Origin of the sequence: Bradyrhizobium sp. USDA 326, from assembly GCF_049739485.1 — a bacterium.
GTDB lineage: Bacteria > Pseudomonadota > Alphaproteobacteria > Rhizobiales > Xanthobacteraceae > Bradyrhizobium.
The window spans coordinates 1,005,594-1,031,569 of sequence record NZ_JBMGQA010000001.1; the positions used below are offsets into that span (position 1 = coordinate 1,005,594).

The following is a 25,976-nucleotide window of genomic DNA, read 5'->3' on the forward strand; positions in this document are numbered from 1 at the left end:
TAAGGAGCCGCGAAGCGGCGTCTCGAAGGATGGCCGCAGAAAAGAGCTACGGCTTCTGCTGAAATTCTTCCCTGGACACGTAGTTGAAGTCCTCGATCAGGACGTCCTGGACGATTTCAGTCTGCATCCGTTCGTTGACACGCTGCTTGATGGCCGTCGTCAGGATGGAGAGGTCGTAACGGGCGAGCTTCCCGAAATCGAGGCGCTCGTCGGCATAGATCCTGCGAAAGGCCTCGTCGACGACGAACGGTTCTGGAGGAACGTTCAGCTGGCGCATGGTCCGCCCCTCGACGGTGTAGACGAAGCGCGCGACGATGTAACCCTGCACATTGCCGTTCTCGACCATGGGCACGCTCAGTGCCCTCGTCTTCTGATATTGCAGCCCGTCGAGATATTCGTCCTTCGCCGGCAACAGGCTGCCGTTCTCCTTCCAATAGGCGACGGCATAGCTCGTGCCCGCGGTGAGGATGCATACCCACAGTCCGCCCAGCACCAGCCTGATCATTTTCCGTCCTGCGCTGCGCGACCGGTATAAGTGCCGTCCGATTCGGCTTCCTTGATCGCCGTGACGATGATGCTCGCGACCTCACGCACCGCGTCATAGTGCATTTCCAGAATGGAACGATTCCGCTCGAGCTTCTCGCGCAGCCGCTGAATCTCCTCGGTGATATCGACTTCGCCGCCGAGATGCATCCGTGCCCGCATCAGGCGGACGAACTCGAGCATGCTCCGGCTCTTCCGCGCGCTGAAGTCGTCGAAATCGATCTTCCGGCCCGTCGCGAGCGCGGCCGTCTCCTCCTCGACGATATTCGCGAGCCTGCGGATTGCGGCCAGCAGGCCGCGCACCTCGTCCGATCTCGCCGCATCCGCGGCATCGACCATCGCTTCGTCACCCGCGATCGGCAGCAGCACGGGCAGCAGAGCATGGCTTGCTGCTGCTTCCGTCGTCGTCACCTCGGTGTCCGCGACCGTCTGGTCCATTGCCATGACCGCCGCGCCTTCTTGTACCTGCATCGGAAATTCACCCCTCAACTTCTGTCACTCGTTCGCGGATCATGATCCGGCCTTCGCCGCAGCGTCCGGCCCCGCCGGATGTGCGGCGGCGAGCTGCTTGGCGATGCCAATGCCCTTGCCCTTTGCCAACTGGTTGCCAAGCTGCTCTGCAAGCATCGACTTCCAGACGCCGCCAGCCGTGCCCTTGCCAAACACCTCCTCCGACTCCTTCGGCAACATCGTCTCGACGAAGGTCTGGAGGATGAAAGCTTCGAACTTGCGGTAAACCTCGCCGGATGCCGGCGCCTTGATCATCTGCACTGGCGGACTGTTCGCTGCGCCCGGCTGCAATTCCGAGCCCCTCGTCGCGGATTGATCGGCAGCAGCCTTGCCGATCTCCGCGTCCATCGCCGCGGCGAAGTCGGCATCGGCGGATTTCAACGCGTCGAGCTTCGCGGTTGCCGCGCGCTGGGTCACGGGATCGGCGGCTTCGAGGACATCGAGAACGAGGTCGGGTGTCGCGGTCACGATCATATCTTGTCCCGGTTGGCTGGCCGTGGCATCCAGGCGTGCACGGCAGGGCTTATTCCCGTCATCTCCTCGAGCGAGCGCTTCTCCGCGTCACGCAGCTTGTCTGCGAGCGCCGCCTTTGCGACTTCCTCGAGCTGCTTCACGCGGCGGCTTTCCGCGCGAACCTGGCCGAGCTGCTGCGCGGCCTGCACCTGTACTGCGCGTGCGCCGGCGCTCGTCCTGTTCAAGCGCCGCGCGATCGATTCACTCGACGAGCCCGCGGGCGGCCTGCCATCGTTCAGGGCTCCGACCAGCCATTCCTGCTCGTCCTGCAGGCTGCGCTCCTGCTGCCGCAGTTGCGCGAGCTGCCATTCGGACAGCCGAAGCTGGAGCTTCACCAGCGAAACCATCCGGCCGAGCTTGTCCGAGCGCGACGTCATGATCGGGTCACTCCGCCAGCCACGACGAGACGCCGAGCATGAATTGCGTCAGCAGTTCGTCGCTGGTGAGGTAGAGCAGCAGGAAGCCGCCGAACAGCACGAAGGGCACGGAGATGAAATAGACCGGGATCGCCGGCGTCAGCTTGTTGATCAGGCCGACCGCCAGGTTGACGATCACCGAATAGACGATGAAGGGACTGGTGATCCGCAGCGTCAGGACGAAGGCTTCCGAGAGGCGGCCGACGAGCAGGTCGAGCGCCACGCTGCCACCAAGCTTGCTGCCGGGCTGCCAGACGTCGTAGGAGTTCATCAGCCCGCGCAGCACCTGCCAATGCTGGTCGGTCATGAAGAACAGCGTGGTGACGGCCGCCATGATCAGGGGCACCAGGGCCGGCGCCGGATCGGTGTCGCCGACCGGCGTCCCCGGGATGTTGCTCAGCCCGATCGCACTGGCCATCATGGTCGCCATGGTCTGGAGCGCGAGAAAGAACACCCGTCCGCCGAGGCCGATGATGCTGCCGACCACGAGCTCCGAGCAGATCAGGAGCGCCAGCGTCAGCGGTGCCGCATTGTCCGTGAGCGGCTTGAGGACCGCGATCAGGATCGGCGTCAGCGCAAACGTCGTGACCAACGCGACGAACAAGCGCACCTGGGGCGGAACGTTGACGCTGGAATAGCCCGGCACCAGCATGAGGCAGGCGCCGATGCGGCAGAACACGATGAACGTCACCAATACGCTGTCCGCGAGGCCGCTGATCACGATACGGCTCCGAGCGCCCTGATCTCGATGCTGCGCGCGACTTCGACATGCGACAGGATCGGCAGGGTCGGGAACACCCGCTCCAGGATCATCCGGACATACGGACGTGCCTCGGGGGTCACCGCCAGCACCACGCTGGTGCCGTTCTCAGTGAATTTGCGGATCGCGGCGCTGGCTTCGGTCGCGAACTGCTCGATCAGGCGCGGGTCGGCGTCGAACTCGACGACGTCGCCCTTGGCATCGCGCTTCAGGCTCTGGTGGAACGCCAGGTCCCAACGGTTGCCGAGACGGACAACGTTGAGCACGCCATTGTCGGAAAGGTCGCCGCAGATCTGCTGGGCAAGCCGCGTCCGCACGTGCTCTGCGACCTGCTCGGAGCGCCGCAGATGGGGCGCGATCTCGGCGATCGCCTCGAGGATCAGGTGAAGATTGCGAATGGAGACTCGCTCGGCCAGCAGGATCTTGAGGATGGTCAGCAGGCCCGAATAGGAGATCTGCGAGGGGCAGAGATCCTCGACAAGGCGCTTGTATTCGGGATCGAGCCGCTCGAGCAGCGCGCGCATGTCCTTATAGGACAGGAGCTGGGCTAGATTCGCCCTGATCACTTCACTCAAATGCGTGAGCAGAACCGACAGATTGTCGACCGGCTTGCAGCCCTGCCGCTTGACTTCGTCGGTGAAGGCCTCCGTCACCCACAGCGCCTTCATGCCGAAGGCAGGCTCAATCACCTCGTCGCCCGGCACGTCGGGCTTGCCGTCCTTGTCGACCAGAACCAGCACCTCGCCGAGCCTGAGCTCGCCATGGGCAACGCGCGTGTCGTGGATCCGGATCTGGTAGCTCTTGGGATCGATCGACAGATTGTCGGTGAGCTTGATCTCGGGAATGACGAAGCCGTACTGCTTGGCAAACTTCTTGCGGATCTTGGCAACGCGGTGGGCGAGCTCGGTGCGCGAACCCAGGAGATGGACAGAAAGGTGGCCGCCGAGCGCCAGCTCGATCTCGGCGGTCTTGAGCTGCTCCTTCACCGATTCCTTGGCCTCGGCCTGGGCGCGCTCGTCGGCCTTGGATGCGGCTTCCTTGCGCTCCCGCGCCGCCTGCCGCCTCGGCAGCGAATAGCCGACGAAGGCCATGACACCCCCAAGCAGCACGAACGGCGCCATCGGGAGCCCCGGCATCAGGGCGAGCACGAACATCATCAGCGCGGCAGCCGACACCGCGCGCGGATAGCCGCCGAGCTGCCGCAGCACCGCCTGCTCCGCCGAGCCCCTGGTCCCGCCCTTGGAGACCAGGAGGCCCGCCGACAGCGACACGATCAACGCCGGCATCTGCGACACCAGACCGTCGCCGACGGAGAGCTTGGTGTAAACGTCAGCGGCGCGGGAAAGAGTCAATCCGTGATGGGTGACGCCGATGACGATGCCGCCGAAGATGTTGATTGCAGTAATGATGAGGCCGGCGATGGCGTCGCCGCGGACGAACTTCGAGGCGCCGTCCATGGCGCCGAAGAACGCGCTCTCCTCTTCGAGCTCGCGCCGTCGACGCTGGGCTTCCTTGTCGTCGATCAGGCCGGCGGACAGGTCCGCGTCGATTGCCATCTGCTTGCCGGGAATGGCGTCCAGGGTGAAACGGGCGCCCACCTCGGCGATACGCGTCGCACCCTTGGTGATCACGACGAAATTCACCGTGACAAGGATCGCGAAGATGATCAGGCCGATGACGAAGTCGCCGCCCATGACGAACTTCGAGAAGCCGGCAACGACATAGCCCGCGGCCTGTTCGCCCTCCCCGCCCCGCGACAGGATCAGGCGCGTCGTCGCGATGTTCAGCGCTAGGCGGAGGATCGTCGCGATCAGCAGCACGGTCGGGAAGGCCGAGAAGTCGAGCGGCCGCTGAATCCATAGCGCGACCATCAGAATCAGCGCCGACAGTGCGATCGAGAACGCAAGGCCGAGATCGATCAGGATCGGCGGAATCGGCAGGAACAGGATCGTGAGCATGGTCACGATGCCGGCCGCGAAGAAGGCGTCCGCTCCGAGGCGGCGCGGGCTGGGCAGGCTGGCAGCTAACGTATCGGCCATGGGTCACCGGCAGAAGGGTCCGCCCGCAATCTGCCGTGCAAAGCTTACGCGAGGGTGGTGCCGGGGTTGTCCGGATCAGAAGCCGTGCTCGATCCGCGAATAGACCATTTCGGTGAAGGTCGAGAGATGCGCGCCGATGAAAGAGCCCGAGACGGCAACGACCAGGAGAATGACGATGATCTTTGGAACGAAGGTCAGCGTCACCTCCTGGATCTGGGTCAGGGCCTGGATCAACGCGATGACGGTGCCGACCAGCATCGCGGCGCCGACCGCGGGCCCGGAGGCGACGATGATGGTCCAGATCGCGGCCTGGACGATATCGAGGGCGTCCCGCTCGTTCATGACTGGCTGATCGTGAGCCCGGGCCCGACGGCGACCTTGGTGCCGTCCGCGAGGGTCGCGATGGAGCCGTCGCTGTTAATGGAGACCGAAACGACCTTGCCGCTGAAACTGGCACCGGTCGAGTCGGTGAAGCTGACTGTCTTCCCGATCAGCCCGTTGGCCTGCGACAAGGACTGCGAGGACAGCAGCGCATCCAACTTCGAATTCGTCTGCATCGCCTGCTCGACCGTCGAGAGCTGGGCGAACTGACTCATATATTGCGAAGTATCCATCGGATTGGTGGGATCCTGATTCTTCATCTCGGCGATGAGGAGCTGAAGAAACGTATTGTAGTCCACGGTGTTGCTCGACGTCGCCGAGCCGGAGTCGGTCGAACTGGACCTGCTGGTGCTATCGGTCGCGCTGGTGACGTTCATGTGTCTCTCCGCTGTCAGGCAGCCTCGACTGGAGGAATAGTGGCGGCGCCGGCCAGGATGGCCTGCTCTACCGGGAACAGGGCTCGAATCCGCTTGAGCGCCTCGAAGTAGCGGGTCGCGCTTACCAGCTCGTCGACGACACCAAGTCCGTCCAGCATCTCGCGGCTCTCGCACACGGCACGCAGGGCCGCATGATGTTGCGCGTAGAGCGCCGCAGCGTCGCGAACGTCGGTCGGATTCATCAGCATGAGCTGGACGATGAAATAGAGCTGCCGCAGCGCCGTGGTGGCGTCGGAAGCCTGCATGACCTGCCCCTCGAGCAGGAACATCACGTCGTTGACGAGCTCGACGGAGACCTTGCGGTCCACGCGAAGCACCGCGCCGTTGATGTAGATCCGTTCGCCCGCCCGCAAGGAGATCTTCATTAAAGCGCGTCTCGGATCAGGCGGTTGATTTCGATGAGCTGCACCACGTCGTTCGACCTCTGCTCGCGAAGGCGGTCGGCTTCCTTGACGACCCACAGTCCGATCGAGATGATGTCGGCGCGCAGCTTGTCCGGCAGACCATTCTCCGGATGCGCGAGATCTTCGATGAAGATCGTCCATAGCCGCCGCACATAGAGCAGGCTCTCGACCAGATCCTCGGCGCTGAAGCGGCCCTTCTGGATCCGCTCGAGCCGGTCGATTCCGAGAGTGAGCGCCTGCCGCTCGCGGCTTCGCGCCTCATAGCCACTTTCGTCAACGACCGCTTCATAGGCTTCAAACGTCATCAGCGTCACTCTGCGCAGGAGACCGAACAACTAGACAAAGGTTACGAGCTCCGCCTCAGAGGTAATTGATGAGGCTGATCTTCTGGAGCTGCGAGGTGAGCGCCAGCGCCGTCTGGATCTGGGTCTGCAGGGTGTTGACCCGGACCGAGGCTTCGGTCGGGTCGACCTTCTCCATACCGACGATCTGATTGTTCAGAATGTCCTGCTGCGTCTTGAGCTTGGCGGTTGCGGTGGTGACCCGCTGCTGGACCGTGCCGACACTGCCGCCGAGCGCGGCGAGGTCGTTGATGGCGTTGCCGACGAGGCCGATGGCCTTGTCCACGACGACCTGGAACGTCTCCTGGCTCAGGCTCACATTCCCGAGATCGGCCATCATGGTGTAGGCCTCGGCGAGCCTGCGGAAGCCGATCTCGTTGGCGCTCACCGACGTTTCCGCGATCTCGGTGGTGGAGATGCGGCTTTGCATGGTCTGGTCCGTCGCCGAGGACCAGTTGGTGTTCCAGGCCGGGCTCGCGAACTCGGCATCGAAGGTGGTGTCCAGGAAGGTCTGCATCTGGGCCGGAGTGATGGTGGCCACGGCGGGCGAGGATTGCGGGAAGCCGAAGGTCGCGAGAAAATCGGCATCGACCCGGTTCTTGCTGGCCGAGCCCGCGGCGTACGGCGTGATGGGCGCGTTCTGCGTGTTGATGCCCGAGAACAGCGACGAGCCGTTATAGGAGACATTCAACGCGCCGATGAGGTCCTGGAGATTGGAGGCTGCAGGCGGCAGGATGACCCGCCCGCCGCCATCGGTGCTGCGGGCCGCGATCAGATCCTTGAGGAAGTCGGTCGCGGTCTTGTTGAGCTGCGTGATCCGGTTCTGCGTCACGTCCAGGCGTCCCGCGACGAGACCGTTGGTGTCGACGAGCTGGTCGGCGAAGCTCCAGTCCGCCCGCAGCGTGAGGTCGCTTCCCGTCGTGGCGCCGAGTTCGAGGCCGACATCGTAGAAGCGTCCGGTGGTCGCCTCGGTCGTTGCCCTGCTCAACGCCGCCTGGTTGTTCGTGATCGAGAACCTCAAGGACGAGGACAGCATCAAGGTCGAGACGTAGTTCGCGCTCATCATGGCTTAGTTCCCCACGGCAGCCAGCAGGCTCTGCAGCATTTCATCGACGGTCGAGATGATCTTTGACGAAGCCGAATAGGTGCGCTCGACCTGGAGCATCAACGCCATCTCGTCGTCCATGTTGACGCCGTTGACGTTCGACAGCGCCGTGATGCTGCGGTTGAGCAGCGTGGCCTGGTACTCGGAGTTGTCGTTGGCAGTCTTGCGCTGGTTCTCGATCCAGCTCGTCGAGGACGACGCGAAGTCGATCAGGTTGCCGCTCGGCTTGCCTTGCGTTGTTGGATCGAACGGCTGCGACGCATCCATGCCGCCGATGAGCTGCTGCAGCCGGGTCGAGTAGCCTCCGTTGCCGGCGGTGTTGTATTGGTAGGCGGGGTTGCCGCTGATCGCGCCGTCGCGCAGCAGATTCGGGTTGCCGCCCAAGGTCGGATCGACCGATGCAGCGACCGAGATCGTGCCGGCGAGGCCCACCGAGACGGTTGCGCTCGCCGGCATCGCCGGTGCGCCGGGATAGGTGAAGAGGCCGGGAACGTCGGGCAGCGCCGCGGCGGTCTGATCGCTTTCCCTGAACGTATTGATCAGACCGCGCGCGATTTCATCGAGCTGGCTCTGATAGGTGACGGTGTCCCGGTCACGCAGCTGGGCCAGCCCTGCGAGCTTGCCCGATTTCAGCGGCATCACCGAATTGGCCCCGGTCACGGGGACGCCGTCGATGTAGACGGCATTACCCGTGGTGCCGGCGGTGTAGACATTCGTCGGCGCAAAGCTCACCGTCCGCGCCGTCTTGTCGAACAGCACGACGCCACTGTCGGTGTAGAGCGCCGCGTCGCCGTTGGTACGGATCGACATCGAGACGCCGACCTCCTGCGACAGCTTCGAGACGATGTTGTCACGCTGGTCGAGGTAATCGGTGATGTCGTCGCCGGAGATCGTGCCCTTCACGATCGCGGTATTCACGGTCGCGAACTGGGAGAGCAACTGGTTGATGTTCTGAACCGACGTGTTCATGTCGGCATCGGCGCCCTCGCGGACCGACTGCACGGTCCGGGTCGCCTGGTTCAGCGCGGTGGCCATATCCTTGGCGGACGCGACCGCCGCCTGCGCCAACGTGGTGTTGTCCGGGGCATTGGCGTATTTCTGCAGCGCCTGCTTCAGCGCATTGAGCTGCGCCGTCGGCGACTGCTCGAGTTCGGGATCATCCACGGTCGACGCCGCGATCTTCTGGAGACCGTCGTAGATCACGCTTTGCTTGGCGGACGCCGAGGTCGTGGTCAGGACGTTGGTGAACAGGCCGCCGCTCGCGGCGCGCTGGATCGCCGCGACATAGACGCCGGCACCTGGCAGATTGTCCAGAACGGCGATCTTGCGCGAATAGCCGGCAGCGCTGGCGCCGGCGATGTTGCGCGAGATCGTCGAGGACTGAATGCCCGACGCCATGAGCGAAGCGCGAGCGGAGTCGAGAGCGGAGGTAAGGGACATGGCTTGCTCTTGCCCGGAATGGGCGCTGAAGAATTCAGCGCTTCAAGTTGACGACGACGTCGAGCAGGTCTGCACCGGTCTGGAACGATTTCGAGTTCGCGGTGAAGCCGCGTTGGGCCTCGATCATCCCGGTGAGTTCGTCCGCGAGGTCGACGTTAGAGGCTTCCAGGGCGCCGGACTGGATCGTGCCGAGCCCGCCGGTGCCGGCATTTCCGGCCTGCGCGTTGCCGGAATTCATGTTGGTCGAATAGACGTTGCCCGGCTCCGGTGTCAGATTGTCGGGGCTCGCGACGTCGGCGAGCATGATGGTGTAGAGCGTCCGTTGCTGGCCATTCTTGAGGATTGCCGTCACGTGGCCCGCCTCGTCGACGTCGACCTTGTCGATGGCCGAAGGAGCACTGCCGTTGACGGTCGCCTTGAAGCTGAAGTCGGTGCCGGCCTGCGTCATGTTCGACAGGTCCATGGTCAGCGCCGCGCCGCCCGGCACAGTCACGGTGAGACCGGTCGGGCTTGCAGCAGCCAGAGCGCCCTTGCCGGCCGCCGTGGTGTCGAAGGTGAAGGTGGTGGCGGGGGCGAGCGAGGTACCGGTCGCGGAATCGTACACCTGGATCTGCCAGGTGTCCGAGCCGGCCGCCGTCGCGGTGTGAGACATGTAGACGTCGAGCGTGACGGGCTGGCCGATATTGTTGTAGGCCACGATCGAGCTCTTCGAGGAATATGACGCGGGGCCGGGCGGACCCGCAATAACAGCCGCCTTCGGATCCAGATTGCCGGCCGTCAGCGTTCCCGCGGTCGACGGCACCGGCACCTGTGAGACCTGAGCGACGTTCACGATCTGCATTCCGGCCAGGCTATTTTGCGAGAAGTTGGTCACGAGACCGGGCTGACCTAGAAGATAGAAGCCGGCCGCGTTGACCAGATTGCCCTGACTGTCCGGCACGAAGGAGCCGGCGCGCGTCAGATACTGCTGCGTATTGTTTGCGTTCGACACCACGAAGAAGCCATTGCCCTGAACGGCGAGGTCCGTGCTCGACGTGGTGAACTGCGTATGCCCGGGATCGGTGATGGCGTAGCGGACCGTGGTCTCGACGGCGCCGGAATCGTAGTTGCCGGAGCCGCTCTTCAGGATCAGCGAGGAGAACTCCGTGGAAGCCCGCTTGTAGCCGGTCGTGTTGACGTTGGCGATGTTGTCCGAGACCGTCGACAGCTTGTTGGACTGCGCAGACATGCCGGAAACGCCGGTGCGCATAACACCATACAGGCTCATGAATTGGGCTCCTTTGGTAGGTTGCAGCTACAATGGGGGGTCTTGCTTGCGCGGGGCTGACGATTGGAAGCGATGCACAACTTCCTGTTGTCATGTTGTTTTCGGTTGGCAGAACGAGCGCGCCTTGTCGGTCCACGCGCCGAAGCCGCTCGATACGAGATGAGCGACGATGTGACAGACGTAGCGCTTCTGAGCCGGCTGGTTGTTGGGACCGGCATTGTAGCGCGCGACCGCCATGGTCCAGCTGCCTTCGCGCTGCTTCAGCTCTTTCAGGAAGCGCGCGGCGTAGTCGACGTTCCCAGCGGGATCGAACATCGCCCGTACCGAAGCGAACTTGTCGCCGTGATAATAGTGGTTGATCTGCATGCAACCGAGGTCGATGAGCTTGATCCCCTTGCTGCGCATCGTCTCGAAATTCGCGATTGCGTCGTTCATGTCCTTGGCGAACACGGTCTGGCCGTCGGCACCGAGGGCGTAGGGATGCAGCGCGCCGCGCCGACCGGTCTCGGTGAGGCCGACCGCGTAGAGAATGCCGAGCGGAATCCCGTGCTGCCGAGCCGCACGCGCCATCTCACGCTCGCAGGGGCGCGCAATTTCCTCGGCCGCCCGGGCAGCGCTCGCACTAGAGATAAACAGGGCCGCGACGATGATGCGGCGCCACGTCCTGATCATGACGCGTCTCCTGGTTGAACTGGCGCTCCTGCCGGGCCTGCTTCGCACCGCCGTCGGACTGCCCCGGGGACGTGCCGGCGCCGCCGAACGCGCCTTGCGACTGCGACGAGGGCTGGTGCTGGCCCGAGAGCTGCGGCTGCGAATGGCCGGAGCCGCTCTGGAATCCGTCCAGCGAGCCGTGCTGGACCGGCGCGACGTCGGCGACGTAGCCCGCCGACTGCATGAGATCGCGGATCTGGTCGCGCTGCTGGTCGAGCATTTGGCTCGTGTCCTTGCGCTCGGCGGCAAGCTGGACGGACACTTCGGTGCCGACGAGACGCAGGCGCACGGTGACGTTGCCGAGCGCCGGCGGCTCGAGATTGATGGTCAGGATCTTGAGCGGCTGATCCGGCGCATCGGTCCGGGAAGCTGCAAGATCCGGCGTTGCCGACGCTGTCGGAGCCGAGGACTCCTTCAACTCGGCGACGACTGCATTGGCGACCTGTTGCGGGGCGTTGAACTGCGCCGGCGGCAGATGGGTTTCCTGCTGGACCACGGTGACCTTGGTCGTCTCGGGCAGCGCGGCGCGCGTCGAAGCCCTGGCAGCACGCTCGACATTGGCCGTGACCGCTTCGAAGCCTGGTGACGCAGGCATTGCGCTCGAAGGCTCCTTTCCTTGCGTCGATGGCAACTGCGGCGCGGCCATCGCTTGCGAAGCCGCAGCCTGCGAGCGCGTGCCGGTCGAAGCGACACTGGATGGGGCGGTGTCGGCCGGCGCTGCCTTCGCCGCGCCCATGGCCGGAGCGTCGCGCTTCATCGTCGAGGACCGCTCGTCGCGCGCAGACACGTCCCTGTCGGAGGACTGTAGCATCTGCAGCTTCACGGCAGACGCAAGCGCGATCTCCTGCCCGACCGCAACAGCAACGCCCGATTGGCCCTGGACGTCTGCCCTCGTGGCATGATCGACCGGATGTTGCTTCTCCGATGACCTGTCCGTCTTATTGTCGGAGGATACTTCTGTGGGATCTGGTTGGTCGATCGCCGCGACAGGTTCGTGCACCGTCGCGTGCTGCGGCTTCTCTTTCTCGGTCGGGTGGGCCAAACGCGTGCGCAGCGTTCCGGCCTTCGCGGTCATATCGCTGCCGTCATCGCTCAGTGCCTGCTTTGCGAGGTTCGAGACGGTGTGGAGGAGATCGTTGAACGAATTTGCCGGCGATTTGGTCCCGGCGCTCTTTGCGGAACGCGACGCCCCGCGCACGTTGAGGCTCTCGGCGAGACCCGAGAAGAGCTGTCCGGAGGTTCCATTGAGCTTGGTCATGGACGGCGGTCCCTGGTAAGGAGTTCAAGCTCGCCGAGCTGCTTCTGCGCGCGCGCGAGCGTCACGCTCGATGAGGACAAATCGAGCCGCGCCGGCGTTGCCGGCGGTTTGTCGGCAGCGGCAACGGATGCGCCAGCGAAAGGCTTGCGAACGTCGAGCGCGAGCTGCACCGTGGCATTCAGAAGGGGGACGTCGCGCTCGGGCAGCTTCGACCGGTCGAGCGCCTTCAGCTCGGCCAGACCGCCGTCATATTCGTCGGTGAGTACCCGCGAGGCGCCGCGGAAGAAATGGGCCCGCTCGCGATCTGCCGAGGCGTCGGCGCTGAGCGTCAGCGCCTTCTCGCCCGCCAGCCGGGTCACGGCCAGCCGTCCGCGCACCATCGCGGCGCGCGCGATCACGAAATACAGCTTGAGGCGGCTCGAGCGATCGATCTGCTCCAGCAGGGCCGTGATCCGCGCAAAGCGGCGGTCGTCGAGCGCCAGGCTCGATTGCGTCAGCCCCGCGGAGAAGCGCTGCCAGAAATCGCCGGCATAGATCGAATTGCGGTAATGACGGATATAGGCCAGCGTCAGGAACTCGAACTTCTCGAAATCCTCCGCCTGCCCCACCAGCAGGATCTCGCGCCGCAGCGCCGCCTCCTCGACGAGCGTGCCGGGCAACAGCAGGCGCGCGTCATCCAGACGCTCGATGGCGAGCGATGCCTCCGCACGCGCGAACAGCGCACCCTGGACCAGCGCGACCTGTCCGCCCAGGCCCGAGGGAATCGTCCGCGGCTTGACGTCCTTGAGCAGCTCCCGCGCCTCGTCCTGACGACCCTCGACATAGGCGAGCGCACCGTTGAACAGCCGCTCGTCGACGTTCATCTTGTCGCGCGGCAGCTTGCGGACGACTTGCGGCGCACCGCCGCTGAGCAGGTAGATGACCACGGCCTGACTGTTCTGCGGATGGCTCCACACGGCGGGATCGGCAGCGAGAAACTTCTCGCCGATCTGCCGGATCATCGCGATGTGGCTGTTATGCGCAGCGGTGTCGCCGTTGGCTATGCCGTCCTGCACCGCCTGTAGCGCACGGACGAGCTCATAGGGCTCGCCGGATGGGGGCGCCGGCTGGGCAAGCGCACTCGCCGCCGTGAACGGCAGCAGCAGCAAGGCGGCGCGGCGCAGCAGCCTGATCAAGGGCGCTTCTCCCGGATCAGGATCTCGATCCGGCGGTTCTGTGCGGCCGCCGGATCGTTCGGAAGCTTCGGCCGCCGGTCGGCGTAACCTTCGATATGCTCGATCCGCCGCGCATCGACGCCGGAGCGAACCAGCATGTAATAGGCCATCTGCGCACGGGCAGTCGACAGCCGCCAATTGTCGTAGGTTTCCGACCGATACGGCCGATTATCGGTATGGCCGCGCACGATGATCACGCCCTGGCGCTTGGTCAGCAGCGGCCCGATCTTGTCGATCACGCGGATCAGCTCGGGCCGCGGCTCGGCCGAGCCGACCGCGAACATGCCGAAGCTCGCATCGTCGGTCAGGCTGATCAGGAGTCCTTCTTCGACCTGACGCACCTCTGCCGCTGGCCCCGCGCCCGCTTTGATATCCGACAGCGCGTCCGCGATCGCGGACTGAAGCTGCTTCAGGGTCGGCTGCTGCGTTTGCGCTTCACCGCGCGGTTCGGACTCCTTTGCCGTGTCGTTGAAACGCGTCTGGGGGGCGGCATTGGCTTGAACGCCAGATTGGGCGCTGCCCTCGCGCGAGGATTGCGCGGGTGCGGGGCCCGGCGGCAGCAGTGGCGACAGGCTTGCGGACGGGCTATCCGCGTTCGGAGCCACGCTTCCGCCCGCCTCTTCCACCTTGGCCCGGCGCGCCTGCGACTCGCCCGCATTTGTTCCGGCTGCGCCGTCGCGCGCGGACGCGTTCGGCTTGGGCTCGCTCTCGATGAAGCGATCCGCGTCCTTGGACGCCTGCGGCGCCAGCCTCCAATAGCCGGGATCGAAGGGATCGCGGTAAGCGTCGCCACCCTTGAGGCCGTCCTCTTCGGCCGACGTCAGAGCGCCGGCACGCCGCTGGCCCGTGGACTGGTTCGCGCTGTTGGCGATCTCGGCGAGCGTCGCATAGGGGTCCCGGAACAGGACCTTCTCCTCGAAAGAGGCCGGCTTCTCGGCAGTCGGAGAATCGCCGCGACGTTCTTCGTTCGGCCCGGCCGGCTGACGCTTGCCGTCCTGGCCTTCGAACGACGACGGCTCTTTCTTGGAGAGATCCTTCAGACCCTTTGGGGCAGGCGCGTTCTCGGCGAGCTTGATCGGGTTGAAGTAACTCGCGACCACCTGCTTCTGGTCCTGGTTGAGCGCATTGAGCAGCCACATGACCAGGAAGAACGCCATCATCGCGGTCATGAAGTCCGCATAGGCGATCTTCCAGACGCCGCCATGATGCGCCTCCTCGGCGAAGGCGCTGCGCCGGCGGACGATCACGATCTCATGCTTGACTTCTTCCATGGCGGACTACCGGCGCGCTTCCTTGAGGCGTTCACTCCAGGCGGAGATCTGTGTCTCGATCACGGTCTGGTCGGCCACGACGCGGACCTCGAAGGTGTCGGCGGCCTCGTACTCGATGCCGGTTCGCCGGGAAGCCTCGAGCTGCGTCTTCACGAGGTCGAGCAGCTCGCTCGGGCCGGTGACCTTGAACACCGGGGTCGGTGAACTGCCGGTCAGCGCCGCAACCTGCTCGACCAGCGACCCGATTGCCTTGTCGCGCACCGCCTCAGTGAGGAACGGCAGCAATATCCGCGCAACGGAGCTTGCGATGTTGCTCTCGATCTCGCGGCAAGCCGCCTCGAAGCCGCTGACGATCGCGAGCGCCTGCTGGTCGGACCATTTGGCCCGCTCCTCGCCGAGCCGGATCGCGCTACGTACGCGCTCCTCCGCCAACCTGGCGTCGCCCTCCGCGACGCCGGCCGCATGACCTCGCCGATAGGCATCGTCCAGGAGATTGACGGACGGAGCTTCCGGCGCGGGAGGCGGCGGCGCCTGAAGCTGCGGCTGCGCCTGGGTCTGAGGCTGCGTTTGAGGCTGCGGCTCGCGCCGGGTTTCCTTCGTCCTGGTCAGCACGTCCTGGATTTTCGGCGGCGGAGGCGGCGACGACTTGACCCGGCCATTCGCGTCGAACTGCGTCAGGAGTTTTCCGATTGCCGCGTTCATGCCGCCTCCTCACGCCGCATCCAGTCTTTAAGGATCGCTGCCGCCTGCATCTGATCGAGCCGGACGATCTGCTCCAGCCGCTTCTGCGGCGTTCGCTGCATCTTGCCTTCGAGATCTTCGACGAGGTTGAGCTCGGCCTCCTCGCTGTCGGGCAACGCAAGGGCCGCCGCAGCCTCGAGTTGGGCGGCCTCAGCCGCCTCGGCCTGCTCCTGCTCCGCGCGATGGGTCAGAATTCCGTTGACCGCGGGCCGAAGCCCGAACCAGACCAGCATCGAGGCAACGGCCAGGATCGTCACGGCATTGATGACGCTGCCGAGCTGCTTGTTGATCATCTCGACGAAGCTGATCGGAGGCACCGGCGCCAGCTCACGCGAGCCCTCGATGAAATCGACGGCCGTCACCTGGATCTGGTCGCCGCGCGCCTTGTCCAGTCCGCCCGCCGTCGCCGCGAGCTGACTGATCTCCGCGAGCTTGCTGTCGATGATGGCCTGGTTGCTCTTGTCGCCGAGATCGGCGACCAGTCGCGCGCGGTTGACCAGGACGGCGATGAAGAGCTTCTTGACCGAATAGCCGTCGCTCACCGTCGTCGTGGTCTTGGACGAGACCTCGAAATTGGTGACGTCCTCGCGGCGGCTCTTGTCCTCGCTGGAGTTCTTGCCGCCGCCGGCATTCACCTGCTGGTCGGGAAGATTCTGCTGCACCGTGGTCGGCGTCGAGCGGTCGGCGTTCTGCGACGATTCCTTCTCGCGCACGTTCCGCACCGAACGTTCGGCACGGCTCTCGGGATCATAGACCGTCTCGTTGATCTGCCGCTTGTCGGTGGAGAGCTGCGGTGCAACGCTCACCTCGAAATTGTCGAGGCCGAGATACGGCGTCAGCGCCTTGCGGATGTTCTCCTGCACCATGCCGCTGACCGTCTTCTGCAGGCTCGCCATCCTGGTCGGCGCGGCGCTCGCCTCGTCCTCTTCGGCGAGCAGCATCGAGCCGTCGGCGTCCAGCACCGTCACCTTGTCGCGGCTCATGCCGGGGATGGCGGCGGCGACCAGATGACGGATCGACTGGGCCGTGCGCGCCTCGATCGCGCCGTCGGTGCGCAGCACGACCGATGCCGATGGCGGCTGCTGCGTCGCGCGGAACGAGCCTCGCACCGGCAGCACGATATGCACCCGCGCCGCCTTCACGCCCTTCATCAGTTGGACCGTGCGCGCAATCTCGCCCTCCAGTGCCCGGAGCTTGGTGACCTCCTGCATGAACGAGGTCAGGCCGAGCGAGCCGATCTTGTCGAACAGCTCGTAGCCGGAATTGGCGCTGGTCGGCAGCCCCTTCTCCGCAAGCAGCATCCGCGCCTGCATGGTCTGGCTCGGGCGCACCGAGACCGCATCGCCAGCGGAATTGACGTCGAAAGTGATGTTCTGCTCGCGCAGCGCCGCGCCTATCCGCGTCACGTCCTCGCGGGTGAGGCCGGTATAGAGCGTTTCGAACTCGGGCCGGCTGAGATAATAGGTACCGCCGACGACGGTGACGAGAACGGAAAAGCCGATCAGTCCCAAGGCCATCAGGCGTCGCGGCCCAAGCTCCAGCAGATTGTTGAGCAGTTGCTGTACCTGCGCACGACTGAGCATATGACCTCGTACCAATGCGAATGGTGAGGACACTCAGCTGCCAACCTTGTCTGAAGGTTGCGCGAGGCCACGAATGTGTCAGTTCGCGGGCGAGGCGTTGCAATTTTGCAGGAAGCCTCGACGACGCAATCAGCTTGGCAGCCACAAGCGAAACGCTCGGACGCATGGCAGCGCTATCGGCCGCGGCGGACTGCATGAAGACTGGCGTCGGAAGGTCGATTGCCGGCACGTCCCGTGCCGCCGCATCCGCCGATCATGGCGGGGAACCGTGCTCCCTGAGGGAGCACGGTCGTTTCGAAAGCGCCGCTTAGCCGCGGAACAGCGACAGGATGCTCTGGCTGTTCTGGTTGGCGATCGAGAGCGCCTGAACGCCCAGCTGCTGCTGGGTCTGCAGAGCCTGGAGGCGGGTCGATTCCGCGTTCATGTCGGCGTCGACGAGCTGGCCGACACCGCGGTCCACGGAGTCCATCAGGGTCTTCACGAACTCCGAGTTGGTCGAGATGCGGTTCTTGACCGCACCGAGATCGGCAGCAGCCGAGCTCACCGAGTTGATCGCAGCGGTGACCTGCGCGATGTAACCATCGAGCGTGGTCTGGTCGGCCGCCGAGTCGGTCAGCGCGGAGATGTTGATCGTGTTGACGGACGCGCTGCCGCTCACCGTGTCCAGAATGCCGGTCTGCGTGGTGGAGTAGAGCGTGTAGTTGGCGGTCGTCACCGTGATGGAGCCGATGGTGGGCGTGCCGCCGACACGCGAATACGACGATACGAGGTTGAAGCTCGTCGGGGTGGTACCGGTCGTCGTGCTCAGCCAGTTGATCCCGTTGAAGGTGGCCGAATTGGCCTTGAGCTTCATGTCCTGCTGGATCTGGGTGATGTCCGCCTGAATCTTGGTGCGGTCGATACCCGCGGTCTTGGCTTCGACCAGCAGCGCCTGGAGCTTGGTCAGGCCGGATTCCTTGTCGCCGATCACCGAGGTCAGAGCGGTATATTCGGTGTCGACGGTCGCGGCCGACAGACCGAGCGAGTCGGAGACGGCGGACAGCGCGGCGTTGTCGGAGCGCATCGACGTCGCGATCGACCAGTAGGCGGCGTTATCCGAAGCGGTGGCCACGCGCTGGCCGGTGGAAATCCGGTTCTGGGTGGTGGCGAGTTGCGCGCTGACAGACCGCAGGGTCTGGAGCGCGGTCATGGCGGAGGAGTTGGTGAGAAGGCTAGAACCCATTTTGATGTCCCTTTGAAGATTGAATCGAACTTGGGGGACATACCGGACTTGCACCGGTACGACAGAGCGGCGTCATGCCTTTGGGCCCCCGCAAACGCGGGTTCAAGGCCCAATCTGTCGTAACGGCGAGGTTAGCGCGCGAAGCTTGTGCGGGGCTTGTGGCTCTGTGCTCAAGCTGCAACAGAGAGCCGAAATGACGGCGTGCGCATGGCGTCACGCCAAACGAAAGGGCCGCGCTTCGCGAGAAGCGCGGCCCTCCTCCGATGACCTGGATCTTAGCGGAACAGCGACAGGATGCTCTGGCTGCTGTTGTTGGCGATCGAAAGCGCCTGAACGCCGAGCTGCTGCTGGACCTGAAGGGCGGCCAGGCGGGTGGATTCCGCATTCATGTCCGCATCGACGAGCTGGCCGACACCGCGATCAACCGAGTCCATCAGCGACTTTACGAACTCCGTGTTGGTCGAGATACGGTTCTTGACGGCACCGAGATTGGCGGCGGACGCGGCCACCGAATTGATGGCGGTCGTGACCTGCGCGATGTAGCCATCGAGCGTGGTCTGGTCAGCTGCCGAGTCGGTCAGCGCGGAGATGTTGATCGTGTCGACCGACGCACTGCCGCTCACGGTGTCCAGAATGCCGGTCTGCGTGCTGGAATAGAGCGTGTAGTTGGCGGTCGTCACGGTGATGGAGCCGATCGTGGGCGTGCCGCCGACGCGAGAATACGACGACACGAGGCTGAAGCTCGTCGGTGTGGTGCCGGTCGTCGTGCTCAGCCAGTTGATGCCGTTGAAGGTCGCGGCATTGGCCGTGCTCTTCATCTGTTGCTGGATCTGGGTGACGTCCGCCTGGATCTTGGTGCGGTCGATACCTGCGGTCTTGGCTTGGACCAGCAGCGACTGGAGCTTGGTCAGACCGGAGTCCTTGTCACCGATGACCGTGGTCAGAGCGGTATATTCGGTGTCGACGGTCGCGGCCGACAGACCGAGCGAGTCGGAAACCGCGGACAACGCGGCATTGTCGGAGCGCATCGAGGTGGCAATCGACCAATAGGCGGCGTTGTCCGAAGCGGTGGCCACGCGCTGACCGGTGGAGATCCGGTTCTGCGTGGTGGAGAGTTGCGAACCCACAGACCGCAGGGTCTGGAGTGCGGTCATGGCAGTCGAGTTCGTAAGCAGGCTTGACATTGCGAATGTCCCTTTTTTGTACGCGATACATTTTCACGAGGGGACATACCGGACTTTCACCGGTACGGAGGGACGGCATCATGCCTTTGGACTGATGTGGGGTGGGGTCCAACCCGCCGTGCCGCATTGCTAGCACGCCGAATCTTGCTTCCAGATTAAGGCTCGACCAAATTCCGCAGTAAAATCATATGGTTAACATTACTCGACGCTAACCATAACCGGCACGTTTCGCTTAACCATAACCAGCAGGTCGGCGATCGCGGTGGCTACGAGAACGAGCGTACCAATCCGGAGGCCAGCAGGTTCCAGCCGTCGATCAGCACGAAGAACAGCATCTTGAACGGCAGCGCCAGGATCGTCGGCGGCATCATCATCATGCCCATCGACATGGTCAGCGTCGCCACGATCATGTCGATCACCAGGAACGGCAGAATGATGAGGAATCCGATCTCGAACGAGCGCCTGAGCTCCGAGATCATGAAGGCCGGAATGATGACGCGCAAGTCGATGCGCTTGTCGTCGAACTTTTTGCGGAAGCTCTCCGCGGCGAGCGCTTCGAAGGTCTGGAGATCCTTGTCGCGGACATGGGCCAGCATGAACTCCCGGAACGGGTCGGTGATCTTCAGATACGCTTCCTCTTCCGAGATCTCGTTCTTCATCAGCGGCTGGACGCCGGTCTCCCAGGCCCTGTCGAAGGTCGGCGCCATGACGTAGAAGGTCATGAACAACGCGAGACTGATCAGCACGAGGTTGGCAGGCGTGGTCTGGAGGCCGAGACCGGCGCGCAGGAACGACAACGCCACCGCAAATCGCGTGAAGCTCGTCACCATGATGAGCAGCCCCGGCGCCACCGACAGCACCGTGATCAGCGCCATCAGCTGGATGATGCGGCCGCTGGTCGAGCCGTTTCCCGGCGGCAACAGGGAATTCAGGTCCGGAATCTGGGCCAATGCCGCTTCGGGCAGCACGACCAGAACCAGCGCGAGCAGCAGGACTCTCACTCTCACTGGATCACCAGCGTCTCGATGATCAATTCGCGAACCTTGCCCGACGATCGGATGTTGGCGCGCTCGGTCAGGTCTTCGCGCAGATGCTGGAGCCCGCGCGATCCCTCGAACTGCGCGACCGTCGCCGACCGCAGATAGGTCACGATGTCCTCGCTGATGTGGGCGGCCAGAATGCCGGCATCCTCGTCGCTCATGCTGTCGGTCACCATGGAGGCCTCGATGCGCGCCCAGTTGTTGGCCGGCGCGGCGAGATTGGTCACGATCGGTGAGAGTTTCCTGAGCCGCGCGCTGCCGGCGTAGCTCGAGGCGATCGGCGGCGGCGTGGCGCTCTTCTTCGCATCGGCAACGCGCTCGGCGGTCGCGATCAGATGCAGGCCGGCAAGAGCGCCCGCGCCGATCGCGATCAAGGTCAGCACGACGATGGCGGCAATCAGGCGCATAACGTCCCCTGCCATGGCGGCGCGACCGGACCGCAAGCCTCAGAATGGTGCCACGGCATCATAGATCCGGTGTCCCCATCCAGGCTGCTGCACGTCCGACAGATTTCCGCGCCCGCCATAGGACACGCGCGCCTCGGCGATCTTTTCGTAGGAGATCGTGTTGGTTCGCGAGATATCGCGCGGACGTACGATGCCGCCGACGTTGAGCACGCGCATCTCCGTGTTGACGCGAAATTCCTGCGAGCCGCTGATCATCATGTTGCCGTTCGGCAGCACGTCGGTGACGATGGCCGCGATCGACAGCTTGATGTCCTCGGTGCGATCGATCTGGCCGTTGCCCTTGATCTGGGTATTGGTGCTGAGATTGGCGTTGGCCTGGCCAGTGTCGCTCCAGCCTGCGATGTCCATCAGCCAGTCGAGCCCGAACTTGACCTGCGAATCGCGCGAGCGGCCGGTCTTGTTGTCGAGCTTGGCCTTGTCCTGCATCGAGATAATCACCGTCACGACGTCGCCGGTACGGCGGGCGCGGGGATCGCGGTAGAGATCGGTGCCGTCGTCCCAGGTCGAGCGGTAGCTGACGGGCGTGCGCATGCGCGGTGTCACCGGGATCGGATCAGCCTGCATCCGCAGGCCGCTGCCGACAGGGGACATCTGCGGACCGGTCAGGACTTCGGCCGGATCATGGTAGCATCCGGCCAGGAGCACGGACGCGGCCAGGAGCGAGAGGATGAGGATCGGCTTGTTCATTTATTTGCTCTTTCCGTCGTCCACGCGACGCATGCCGCCGAGCAGGTCGGCGAGATGTGCCGCGCGCGCCGTGTCCATCTCGTTGAAGATGGCGCTCGAGTTCCTCGGGCTGAGCTTGGCGAGCACGGCGGCAGCAGTCTCGTCGGTCATGCCGGCGATCTGGGTCGCCGCAGCTTCGGGCTTCATGCGCGAATAGATCTCGACCACGCTCGCTTCGGCCTTCTTCAGGAAGTCGTCGCGCAGCGCCATCCACTTCTCGTATTCGGCGCGCTTGGCCTCGACTTCGGCAATGCGCTCGCGCAGCAGGCTCTCGGCCTTCTCCAGCTCCTTGAGCTGCCAGGCCAGCCTTGCGTCGACGGCGGGATCGGCGACGTTGCTGCAGAACAGGGCGATTTCGTTGTCCGGGGCCGGGGCAGCCTGCGGCGGCGCAGGCTTCGGCGGCGCCGTGACGCTGCCGGGCTTGGCCGGACGCAGCGGTGCGGGCGCGGGTGTGGGGACCTCGGAAGCCGGCATCGCCCCGGTGACCGCGGGTCCCGACTCTTCGGCCGCCCATGCCGCCGCCCGGATCGGAGCACTCTCGCCGGAATTTGGGGCGGCCGGCGGCTGCGGCTTCTGCGGTCCAGCCGCACGCGCGCGCGCGAAGGAGAGCAGGTTGAGCGGCTTCGACGCCCTGGCCTCGTCCAGCGCCAGCACGGGCGGTGCGCTCGCGAGCATCGAGGCCGCGGCCAGCAGGAGGAGTTTGGCTTTGTGATCCAGCTTCAGCATCGGGCCGCGTGCGATTCTCGGTCGAGACTTGAGCATTGAGCGACCAAGCTTGCACGACGCTTATGCATCATTGCACGATGACGTCGGCCTGGAGCGCACCTGCCGTCTTGATTGCCTGGAGGATCGCGATGATCCCCGATGGCTTCAGGCCGATCTGGTTCAGCCCGCGCACCAGGCGCTGGAGATCGACCCCACTCAGGATTGCCACCTGCGCTCCCGCCTCGTTGGCTTCGACCACGGTCTGCGGGACGACCACCGTCTGCCCTCGCGAGAACGGCGCCGGCTGCGACACGACCGGCATTTCCGTGACACGAACCGTCAGATTGCCGTGAGTCACGGCAACGGTCGATATCCGCACGTCGCGTCCGATCACGACCGTGCCGGTGCGCTCGTTGATCACGACCCGCGCCGGCGTATCCGGTTCGACCGTCAGTTCGCCGATCTCGGCCAGGAAGCGGACAGGGCCGATGTGGCGCGGCTTCGACAGCACGATGGTGCGGTAGTCGCGCTCGAAGGCGATCTGCGCGCGATAGCGTCCGCCGGCGTAACGGTTGATGGCGTCGAGAATGCGCGTTGCAGTGACGAAGTCGGGGTTCTTCAGCTCCAGCACAAGGAACTCCATCTCGTGGAGGCTTCCCTGCACCTCGCGCTCGACCAGCGCACCGTTCGGGATACGCCCGGCGGTCGGCGTGCCCTGGCTGACGTTCTGCGCCTGGCCTCCGACGCTGTAGCCGGCGACCGTGATCGCACCCTGCGCCACCGCATAGACGGCGCCGTCCGCGGCGCGCAGCGACGTCATGACCAGCGTGCCGCCGAGCAGCGACGTCGCATCGCCGAGCGACGACACGGTGACGTCCATGCGCTCGCCGGGCCCGATCGATGGCGGCAGGTCCGCAGTCACCATCACCGCCGCGACGTTGCGCGTGCGCAGCGTCGTCGGACGCGGGGGGTTGTTGGTGCTCGTGGTCTCGTTCCTGACATTGATGCCCATGTTCTCGAGCATCGATTGCAGGGACTGTTCCGTGAACGGCGCGTTGCGAAGCGTGTCGCCGGTGCCGTTCAGGCCGATGACGAGGCCGTAACCGACGATCTGGTTCTCGCGCAAACCCTTGATATCCGCGATGTCCTTGATGCGGACGGCGGCCTGGGCGCTGGCGACCGACATGAGCAGGACGAGCGCAAGCAGGAGTCTGGTCATGACCCGTCCACGACCCTGACGGTGCCGTCCGGCTGGACGACTCCCCTGATGATAACCCCGGTATCCGTATTGCGTACCGGGATGAGCGCGCCGGCCGCACCCGACTGCATCGCCGAACCGTAGGTGACGATGGACAGGCCGCTGTCTTCGACCACGACCTTGACCGTGGCGCCGCGAGCGACGGTCCAGGGGTCCTCCACCGCATTGGTCGGAATGGGCTGGCCCGGAAGCAGAGCGCGCCTCGCCATGCGGCCGACCAGGACCTGACGGCCCTCGATGAACATGGCGACACCGAGCAGGCTCGGCGCGAAGGCGCGTTCGGTGATCATCTCCTCCCGGATCAGCTCACCGGCTCGAATCGAGACGGCCGGCACGGGAAGCCGCTTCTCCTCGGCCGCAGCGCCGCGCGCCACGACGAGAACCAGCAGCACGGCGGCCAACCCGCGCATGATCAGGCCCACCCTGTTCAACATCGCGACACCGGAACTAGCGCATGCCCTTAGAGACCGTCTGGGCCATCTCATCCGAGGCCTGGATGACCTTGGCATTCATTTCGTAGGCGCGCTGGGCCGAGATCAACTCGGTGATTTCCTTGACCGGGTCGACGTTCGAGGCTTCGAGCCATTTCTGGTTGATCTTGCCGTAGCCGGCATCGCCCGGCAGTCCGACGACGGGCGTGCCCGACGCCGTGGTCTCCTTGTAGAGATTGCTGCCGAGTGGCTCGAGGCCCGCTTCGTTGGCGAAATTGGCGAGGTTGAGCTGGCCGATCTGCCTCGGGTTCACTTCCGTGTCGAGCTTGGCAAACACCTGGCCGGTCTGGTTGACAGTGACCTCCACCGTCCCCTGCGGAATGGTGATCGCGGGATCGAGCAGATAACCGTCGATCGTGACGAGCTGAGCGTTGGCATTGACGTTGAATGAGCCCGCACGGGTGTATTGCACCTCGTTGTTGGGACCGAGCACCTGGAACCAGCCGCGGCCGTTGATGGCGAGATCGTACGGATTTCCGGTCTGCGTCAACGCGCCCTGAATGTGCAGCTTGCGGATGGCCGCCGATTTGACGCCTAGGCCTAGATTGGCGCCTTCGGGGATCGGCGAGGAACCGTTGACGTTCGCCACGCCCTGCATGCGGTCCATCTGGTAGAACAGATCGGTGAATTCCGCGCGCGCCCGCTTGTAGGAGGTCGAATTGATATTGGCGATGTTGTTCGCGATGACTTCGATGTTGGTCTGCTGGGCGTTCATGCCCGTGGCCGCAATGGCGAGCGATTTCACTTAGGTCACTCCTCAGATCAAATCGACATCCGAACGACTTCCTGGTAGGCCTGCACGACCTTGTCGCGCACCGCGACCGCCGTCTGCAGCGCCTGCTCGGCTGACATCAGCGCCTCGACGACGCGTCGCGTCGACTCTTTGCCCTGCATCGCCGAGATCGACGCCGCCTCGCCCGCCTTCAGCGTTCCGATCGCGTCGGTCGTTACCTGTTTCATCACCGAGTCGAAGCCGACGTCGTCAGTGGTCTGGACCGCCGCAGTCGACGCAGGCGAGATGGCCTGCGTCTCGGTGGCGCGGCTCGCGGCCTGTCCTGCGGAGATCGCCGTGGATGAAATCGCCTCAAGCATCGTCAGCTCCTCAAGAGGTCCATTGTCATGCCAAGCATCGACCTCACCTGTTTCACGACCTGGAGATTGGCTTCATAGGACCGGTTGACTTCCCGCATGTCCGCCATCTCGATCATCATGTTGACGTTCGGCAGCTTGACGTAGCCGGCTTTGTCGGCGGCAGGATGTCCGGGATCGTATTCGACGCGGTAAGGCGTGGTGTCGACGCCGATCTCCTTGACTTTCGCGAGCTGCGCACCCGCGGCCCGGTCCATCGCTGCATCGAAGGTGATGGTCTTGCGCTGATAGGGATCAGCGCCGGCTGTGCGTCCCGTCGAGGTCGCGTTGGCGAGATTCTCCGAGACGATGCGCATGCGCGTCGACTGCGCTTCGAGCCCGGAACTCGCGACCGTCAGGGAGGCGCTCAGTGAGTCCAGCATGTCAGTTCACCTCAGGCCTTTGCGCTCGACAAGACCATGCGGTGAAACGACCGCACGATCGCCGAGTTCATCGAATAGTCGCGATTGACGTCGCTGCCCTTGATCATTTCCTGCTCGAGGCTGACGGAGTTTCCGGAGTGAACCACTTCCCAGCTATCCTTCTTCGCGGTCGCACGCGTGTCGGTCTCGGCCGCGGACAATTGCATGTGCGACGGCGACGTCGTGGCGAGCCTCACCGGCATGCCGTCGAGCACCTTGTTGAAAGGCTCGACGTCTCGCGCCCTGAAGCCCGGCGTGTTGGCGTTGGCAACGTTGGTGGCGATGGTCGACTGGCGGAGCTCGAGATAGCGCGCCTGCGACGATGCGAGTTCGAAGAGATAAAGCGGTCCCACGACAGCTCCATTCCGGTCCATTCGGAGAGGAGCCTAGGGCGTTAAG

31 protein-coding genes are annotated in these 25,976 nt (G+C 64.4%); all 31 read right to left on the reverse strand.

The genetic code is table 11. The features are described from left to right. Positions 1–46 precede the first annotated feature (46 nt). Positions 47–505, reverse strand: a complete 459-nt coding sequence (locus ABIG06_RS04780) for a hypothetical protein (RefSeq protein WP_370134642.1) — start codon at positions 503–505, stop codon at positions 47–49. Next, complete coding sequence (locus ABIG06_RS04785) at positions 502–1,014, reverse strand: flagellar biosynthesis protein FlgN (protein ID WP_370134645.1); 513 nt, start codon at positions 1,012–1,014, stop codon at positions 502–504. The genes ABIG06_RS04780 and ABIG06_RS04785 overlap by 4 nt, the downstream gene beginning before the upstream one ends. Before the next feature lie 39 nt (positions 1,015–1,053). Next, on the reverse strand, positions 1,054–1,527 hold the full coding sequence (locus ABIG06_RS04790) for a rod-binding protein (RefSeq protein ID WP_199752191.1): 474 nt from the start codon (positions 1,525–1,527) through the stop codon (positions 1,054–1,056). Then, the gene (locus ABIG06_RS04795) at positions 1,524–1,943 is read right to left on the reverse strand and encodes a hypothetical protein (protein ID WP_124162942.1); all 420 of its coding nucleotides are present in this window, start codon (positions 1,941–1,943) and stop codon (positions 1,524–1,526) included. Before ABIG06_RS04795 ends, ABIG06_RS04790 begins: the two co-directional genes overlap by 4 nt. A gap of 7 nt (positions 1,944–1,950) precedes the next feature. Then, positions 1,951–2,703 (reverse strand): flagellar biosynthesis protein FliR, encoded by a 753-nt coding sequence (fliR, locus tag ABIG06_RS04800; protein WP_370134649.1) that lies wholly within the window; start codon positions 2,701–2,703, stop codon positions 1,951–1,953. Further along, the gene (flhA, locus tag ABIG06_RS04805) at positions 2,700–4,781 is read right to left on the reverse strand and encodes a flagellar biosynthesis protein FlhA (RefSeq protein WP_424578081.1); all 2,082 of its coding nucleotides are present in this window, start codon (positions 4,779–4,781) and stop codon (positions 2,700–2,702) included. Before flhA ends, fliR begins: the two co-directional genes overlap by 4 nt. A 75-nt stretch (positions 4,782–4,856) precedes the next feature. Beyond that, positions 4,857–5,123 carry a flagellar biosynthesis protein FliQ gene (gene fliQ, locus ABIG06_RS04810; protein ID WP_027572776.1) on the reverse strand — a complete coding sequence of 89 codons (267 nt, stop codon included), beginning with the start codon at positions 5,121–5,123 and terminating at the stop codon, positions 4,857–4,859. Then, positions 5,120–5,539 carry a flagellar hook assembly protein FlgD gene (gene flgD, locus ABIG06_RS04815; RefSeq protein ID WP_370134652.1) on the reverse strand — a complete coding sequence of 140 codons (420 nt, stop codon included), beginning with the start codon at positions 5,537–5,539 and terminating at the stop codon, positions 5,120–5,122. Before flgD ends, fliQ begins: the two co-directional genes overlap by 4 nt. A gap of 14 nt (positions 5,540–5,553) precedes the next feature. Further along, positions 5,554–5,964 carry a flagellar biosynthesis repressor FlbT gene (gene flbT / locus ABIG06_RS04820; RefSeq protein ID WP_124162946.1) on the reverse strand — a complete coding sequence of 137 codons (411 nt, stop codon included), beginning with the start codon at positions 5,962–5,964 and terminating at the stop codon, positions 5,554–5,556. Continuing rightward, positions 5,964–6,308, reverse strand: a complete 345-nt coding sequence (flaF, locus tag ABIG06_RS04825) for a flagellar biosynthesis regulator FlaF (protein ID WP_199752193.1) — start codon at positions 6,306–6,308, stop codon at positions 5,964–5,966. The genes flbT and flaF overlap by 1 nt, the downstream gene beginning before the upstream one ends. Before the next feature lie 55 nt (positions 6,309–6,363). Continuing rightward, positions 6,364–7,410, reverse strand: a complete 1,047-nt coding sequence (locus ABIG06_RS04830; protein WP_370134655.1) for a flagellar hook-associated family protein — start codon at positions 7,408–7,410, stop codon at positions 6,364–6,366. Between the two features lie 3 nt (positions 7,411–7,413). After that, entirely contained in the window at positions 7,414–8,889 is a 1,476-nt protein-coding gene (gene flgK / locus ABIG06_RS04835) for a flagellar hook-associated protein FlgK (protein ID WP_370134657.1), read from the reverse strand. A 34-nt stretch (positions 8,890–8,923) separates the two neighbouring features. Further along, positions 8,924–10,156 (reverse strand): flagellar hook protein FlgE, encoded by a 1,233-nt coding sequence (locus ABIG06_RS04840; RefSeq protein ID WP_370134659.1) that lies wholly within the window; start codon positions 10,154–10,156, stop codon positions 8,924–8,926. A 90-nt stretch (positions 10,157–10,246) separates the two neighbouring features. Next, complete coding sequence (locus ABIG06_RS04845) at positions 10,247–10,828, reverse strand: transglycosylase SLT domain-containing protein (protein ID WP_124162951.1); 582 nt, start codon at positions 10,826–10,828, stop codon at positions 10,247–10,249. Next, entirely contained in the window at positions 10,779–12,125 is a 1,347-nt protein-coding gene (locus ABIG06_RS04850; RefSeq protein WP_424578082.1) for a flagellar hook-length control protein FliK, read from the reverse strand. Before ABIG06_RS04850 ends, ABIG06_RS04845 begins: the two co-directional genes overlap by 50 nt. Continuing rightward, positions 12,122–13,300, reverse strand: a complete 1,179-nt coding sequence (locus ABIG06_RS04855) for a chemotaxis protein (protein ID WP_370134664.1) — start codon at positions 13,298–13,300, stop codon at positions 12,122–12,124. Before ABIG06_RS04855 ends, ABIG06_RS04850 begins: the two co-directional genes overlap by 4 nt. Beyond that, positions 13,297–14,610: a MotB family protein gene (locus ABIG06_RS04860; RefSeq protein ID WP_370134667.1), complete on the reverse strand. Its 1,314-nt coding sequence runs from the start codon at positions 14,608–14,610 to the stop codon at positions 13,297–13,299. The genes ABIG06_RS04855 and ABIG06_RS04860 overlap by 4 nt, the downstream gene beginning before the upstream one ends. 6 nt (positions 14,611–14,616) lie before the next feature. Then, complete coding sequence (locus tag ABIG06_RS04865) at positions 14,617–15,312, reverse strand: hypothetical protein (protein ID WP_370134669.1); 696 nt, start codon at positions 15,310–15,312, stop codon at positions 14,617–14,619. Then, on the reverse strand, positions 15,309–16,934 hold the full coding sequence (gene fliF / locus ABIG06_RS04870) for a flagellar basal-body MS-ring/collar protein FliF (protein ID WP_370134671.1): 1,626 nt from the start codon (positions 16,932–16,934) through the stop codon (positions 15,309–15,311). The genes ABIG06_RS04865 and fliF overlap by 4 nt, the downstream gene beginning before the upstream one ends. 307 nt (positions 16,935–17,241) lie before the next feature. Continuing rightward, complete coding sequence (locus tag ABIG06_RS04875; protein ID WP_370134673.1) at positions 17,242–18,156, reverse strand: flagellin; 915 nt, start codon at positions 18,154–18,156, stop codon at positions 17,242–17,244. Between the two features lie 275 nt (positions 18,157–18,431). Continuing rightward, positions 18,432–19,340: a flagellin gene (locus tag ABIG06_RS04880; RefSeq protein WP_124162957.1), complete on the reverse strand. Its 909-nt coding sequence runs from the start codon at positions 19,338–19,340 to the stop codon at positions 18,432–18,434. A gap of 266 nt (positions 19,341–19,606) precedes the next feature. After that, a complete protein-coding gene (gene fliP / locus ABIG06_RS04885; RefSeq protein WP_035715624.1) occupies positions 19,607–20,347 on the reverse strand; it encodes a flagellar type III secretion system pore protein FliP in 741 nt (246 codons plus the stop codon). Continuing rightward, positions 20,344–20,787 (reverse strand): flagellar basal body-associated FliL family protein, encoded by a 444-nt coding sequence (locus ABIG06_RS04890; protein ID WP_370140790.1) that lies wholly within the window; start codon positions 20,785–20,787, stop codon positions 20,344–20,346. Before ABIG06_RS04890 ends, fliP begins: the two co-directional genes overlap by 4 nt. A gap of 39 nt (positions 20,788–20,826) precedes the next feature. Then, positions 20,827–21,534, reverse strand: a complete 708-nt coding sequence (gene flgH, locus ABIG06_RS04895; RefSeq protein ID WP_124162958.1) for a flagellar basal body L-ring protein FlgH — start codon at positions 21,532–21,534, stop codon at positions 20,827–20,829. Continuing rightward, positions 21,535–22,299, reverse strand: a complete 765-nt coding sequence (locus tag ABIG06_RS04900) for a MotE family protein (RefSeq protein WP_370134676.1) — start codon at positions 22,297–22,299, stop codon at positions 21,535–21,537. It lies immediately after the preceding gene. Positions 22,300–22,366: 67 nt separating this feature from the next. After that, positions 22,367–23,497 (reverse strand): flagellar basal body P-ring protein FlgI, encoded by a 1,131-nt coding sequence (gene flgI / locus ABIG06_RS04905; RefSeq protein ID WP_124162960.1) that lies wholly within the window; start codon positions 23,495–23,497, stop codon positions 22,367–22,369. Next, positions 23,494–23,970, reverse strand: coding sequence for a flagellar basal body P-ring formation chaperone FlgA (flgA, locus tag ABIG06_RS04910; RefSeq protein ID WP_199752199.1), 477 nt, complete (start codon positions 23,968–23,970; stop codon positions 23,494–23,496). Before flgA ends, flgI begins: the two co-directional genes overlap by 4 nt. A 13-nt stretch (positions 23,971–23,983) precedes the next feature. Further along, complete coding sequence (gene flgG / locus ABIG06_RS04915; RefSeq protein WP_124162962.1) at positions 23,984–24,772, reverse strand: flagellar basal-body rod protein FlgG; 789 nt, start codon at positions 24,770–24,772, stop codon at positions 23,984–23,986. A 17-nt stretch (positions 24,773–24,789) separates the two neighbouring features. Then, positions 24,790–25,119, reverse strand: a complete 330-nt coding sequence (locus ABIG06_RS04920) for a flagellar hook-basal body complex protein FliE (RefSeq protein WP_124162963.1) — start codon at positions 25,117–25,119, stop codon at positions 24,790–24,792. Positions 25,120–25,121: 2 nt separating this feature from the next. Next, positions 25,122–25,538: a flagellar basal body rod protein FlgC gene (gene flgC / locus ABIG06_RS04925; protein ID WP_124162964.1), complete on the reverse strand. Its 417-nt coding sequence runs from the start codon at positions 25,536–25,538 to the stop codon at positions 25,122–25,124. 11 nt (positions 25,539–25,549) lie between these two features. Continuing rightward, positions 25,550–25,951 carry a flagellar basal body rod protein FlgB gene (flgB, locus tag ABIG06_RS04930; RefSeq protein ID WP_370134681.1) on the reverse strand — a complete coding sequence of 134 codons (402 nt, stop codon included), beginning with the start codon at positions 25,949–25,951 and terminating at the stop codon, positions 25,550–25,552. Positions 25,952–25,976 lie beyond the last annotated feature (25 nt).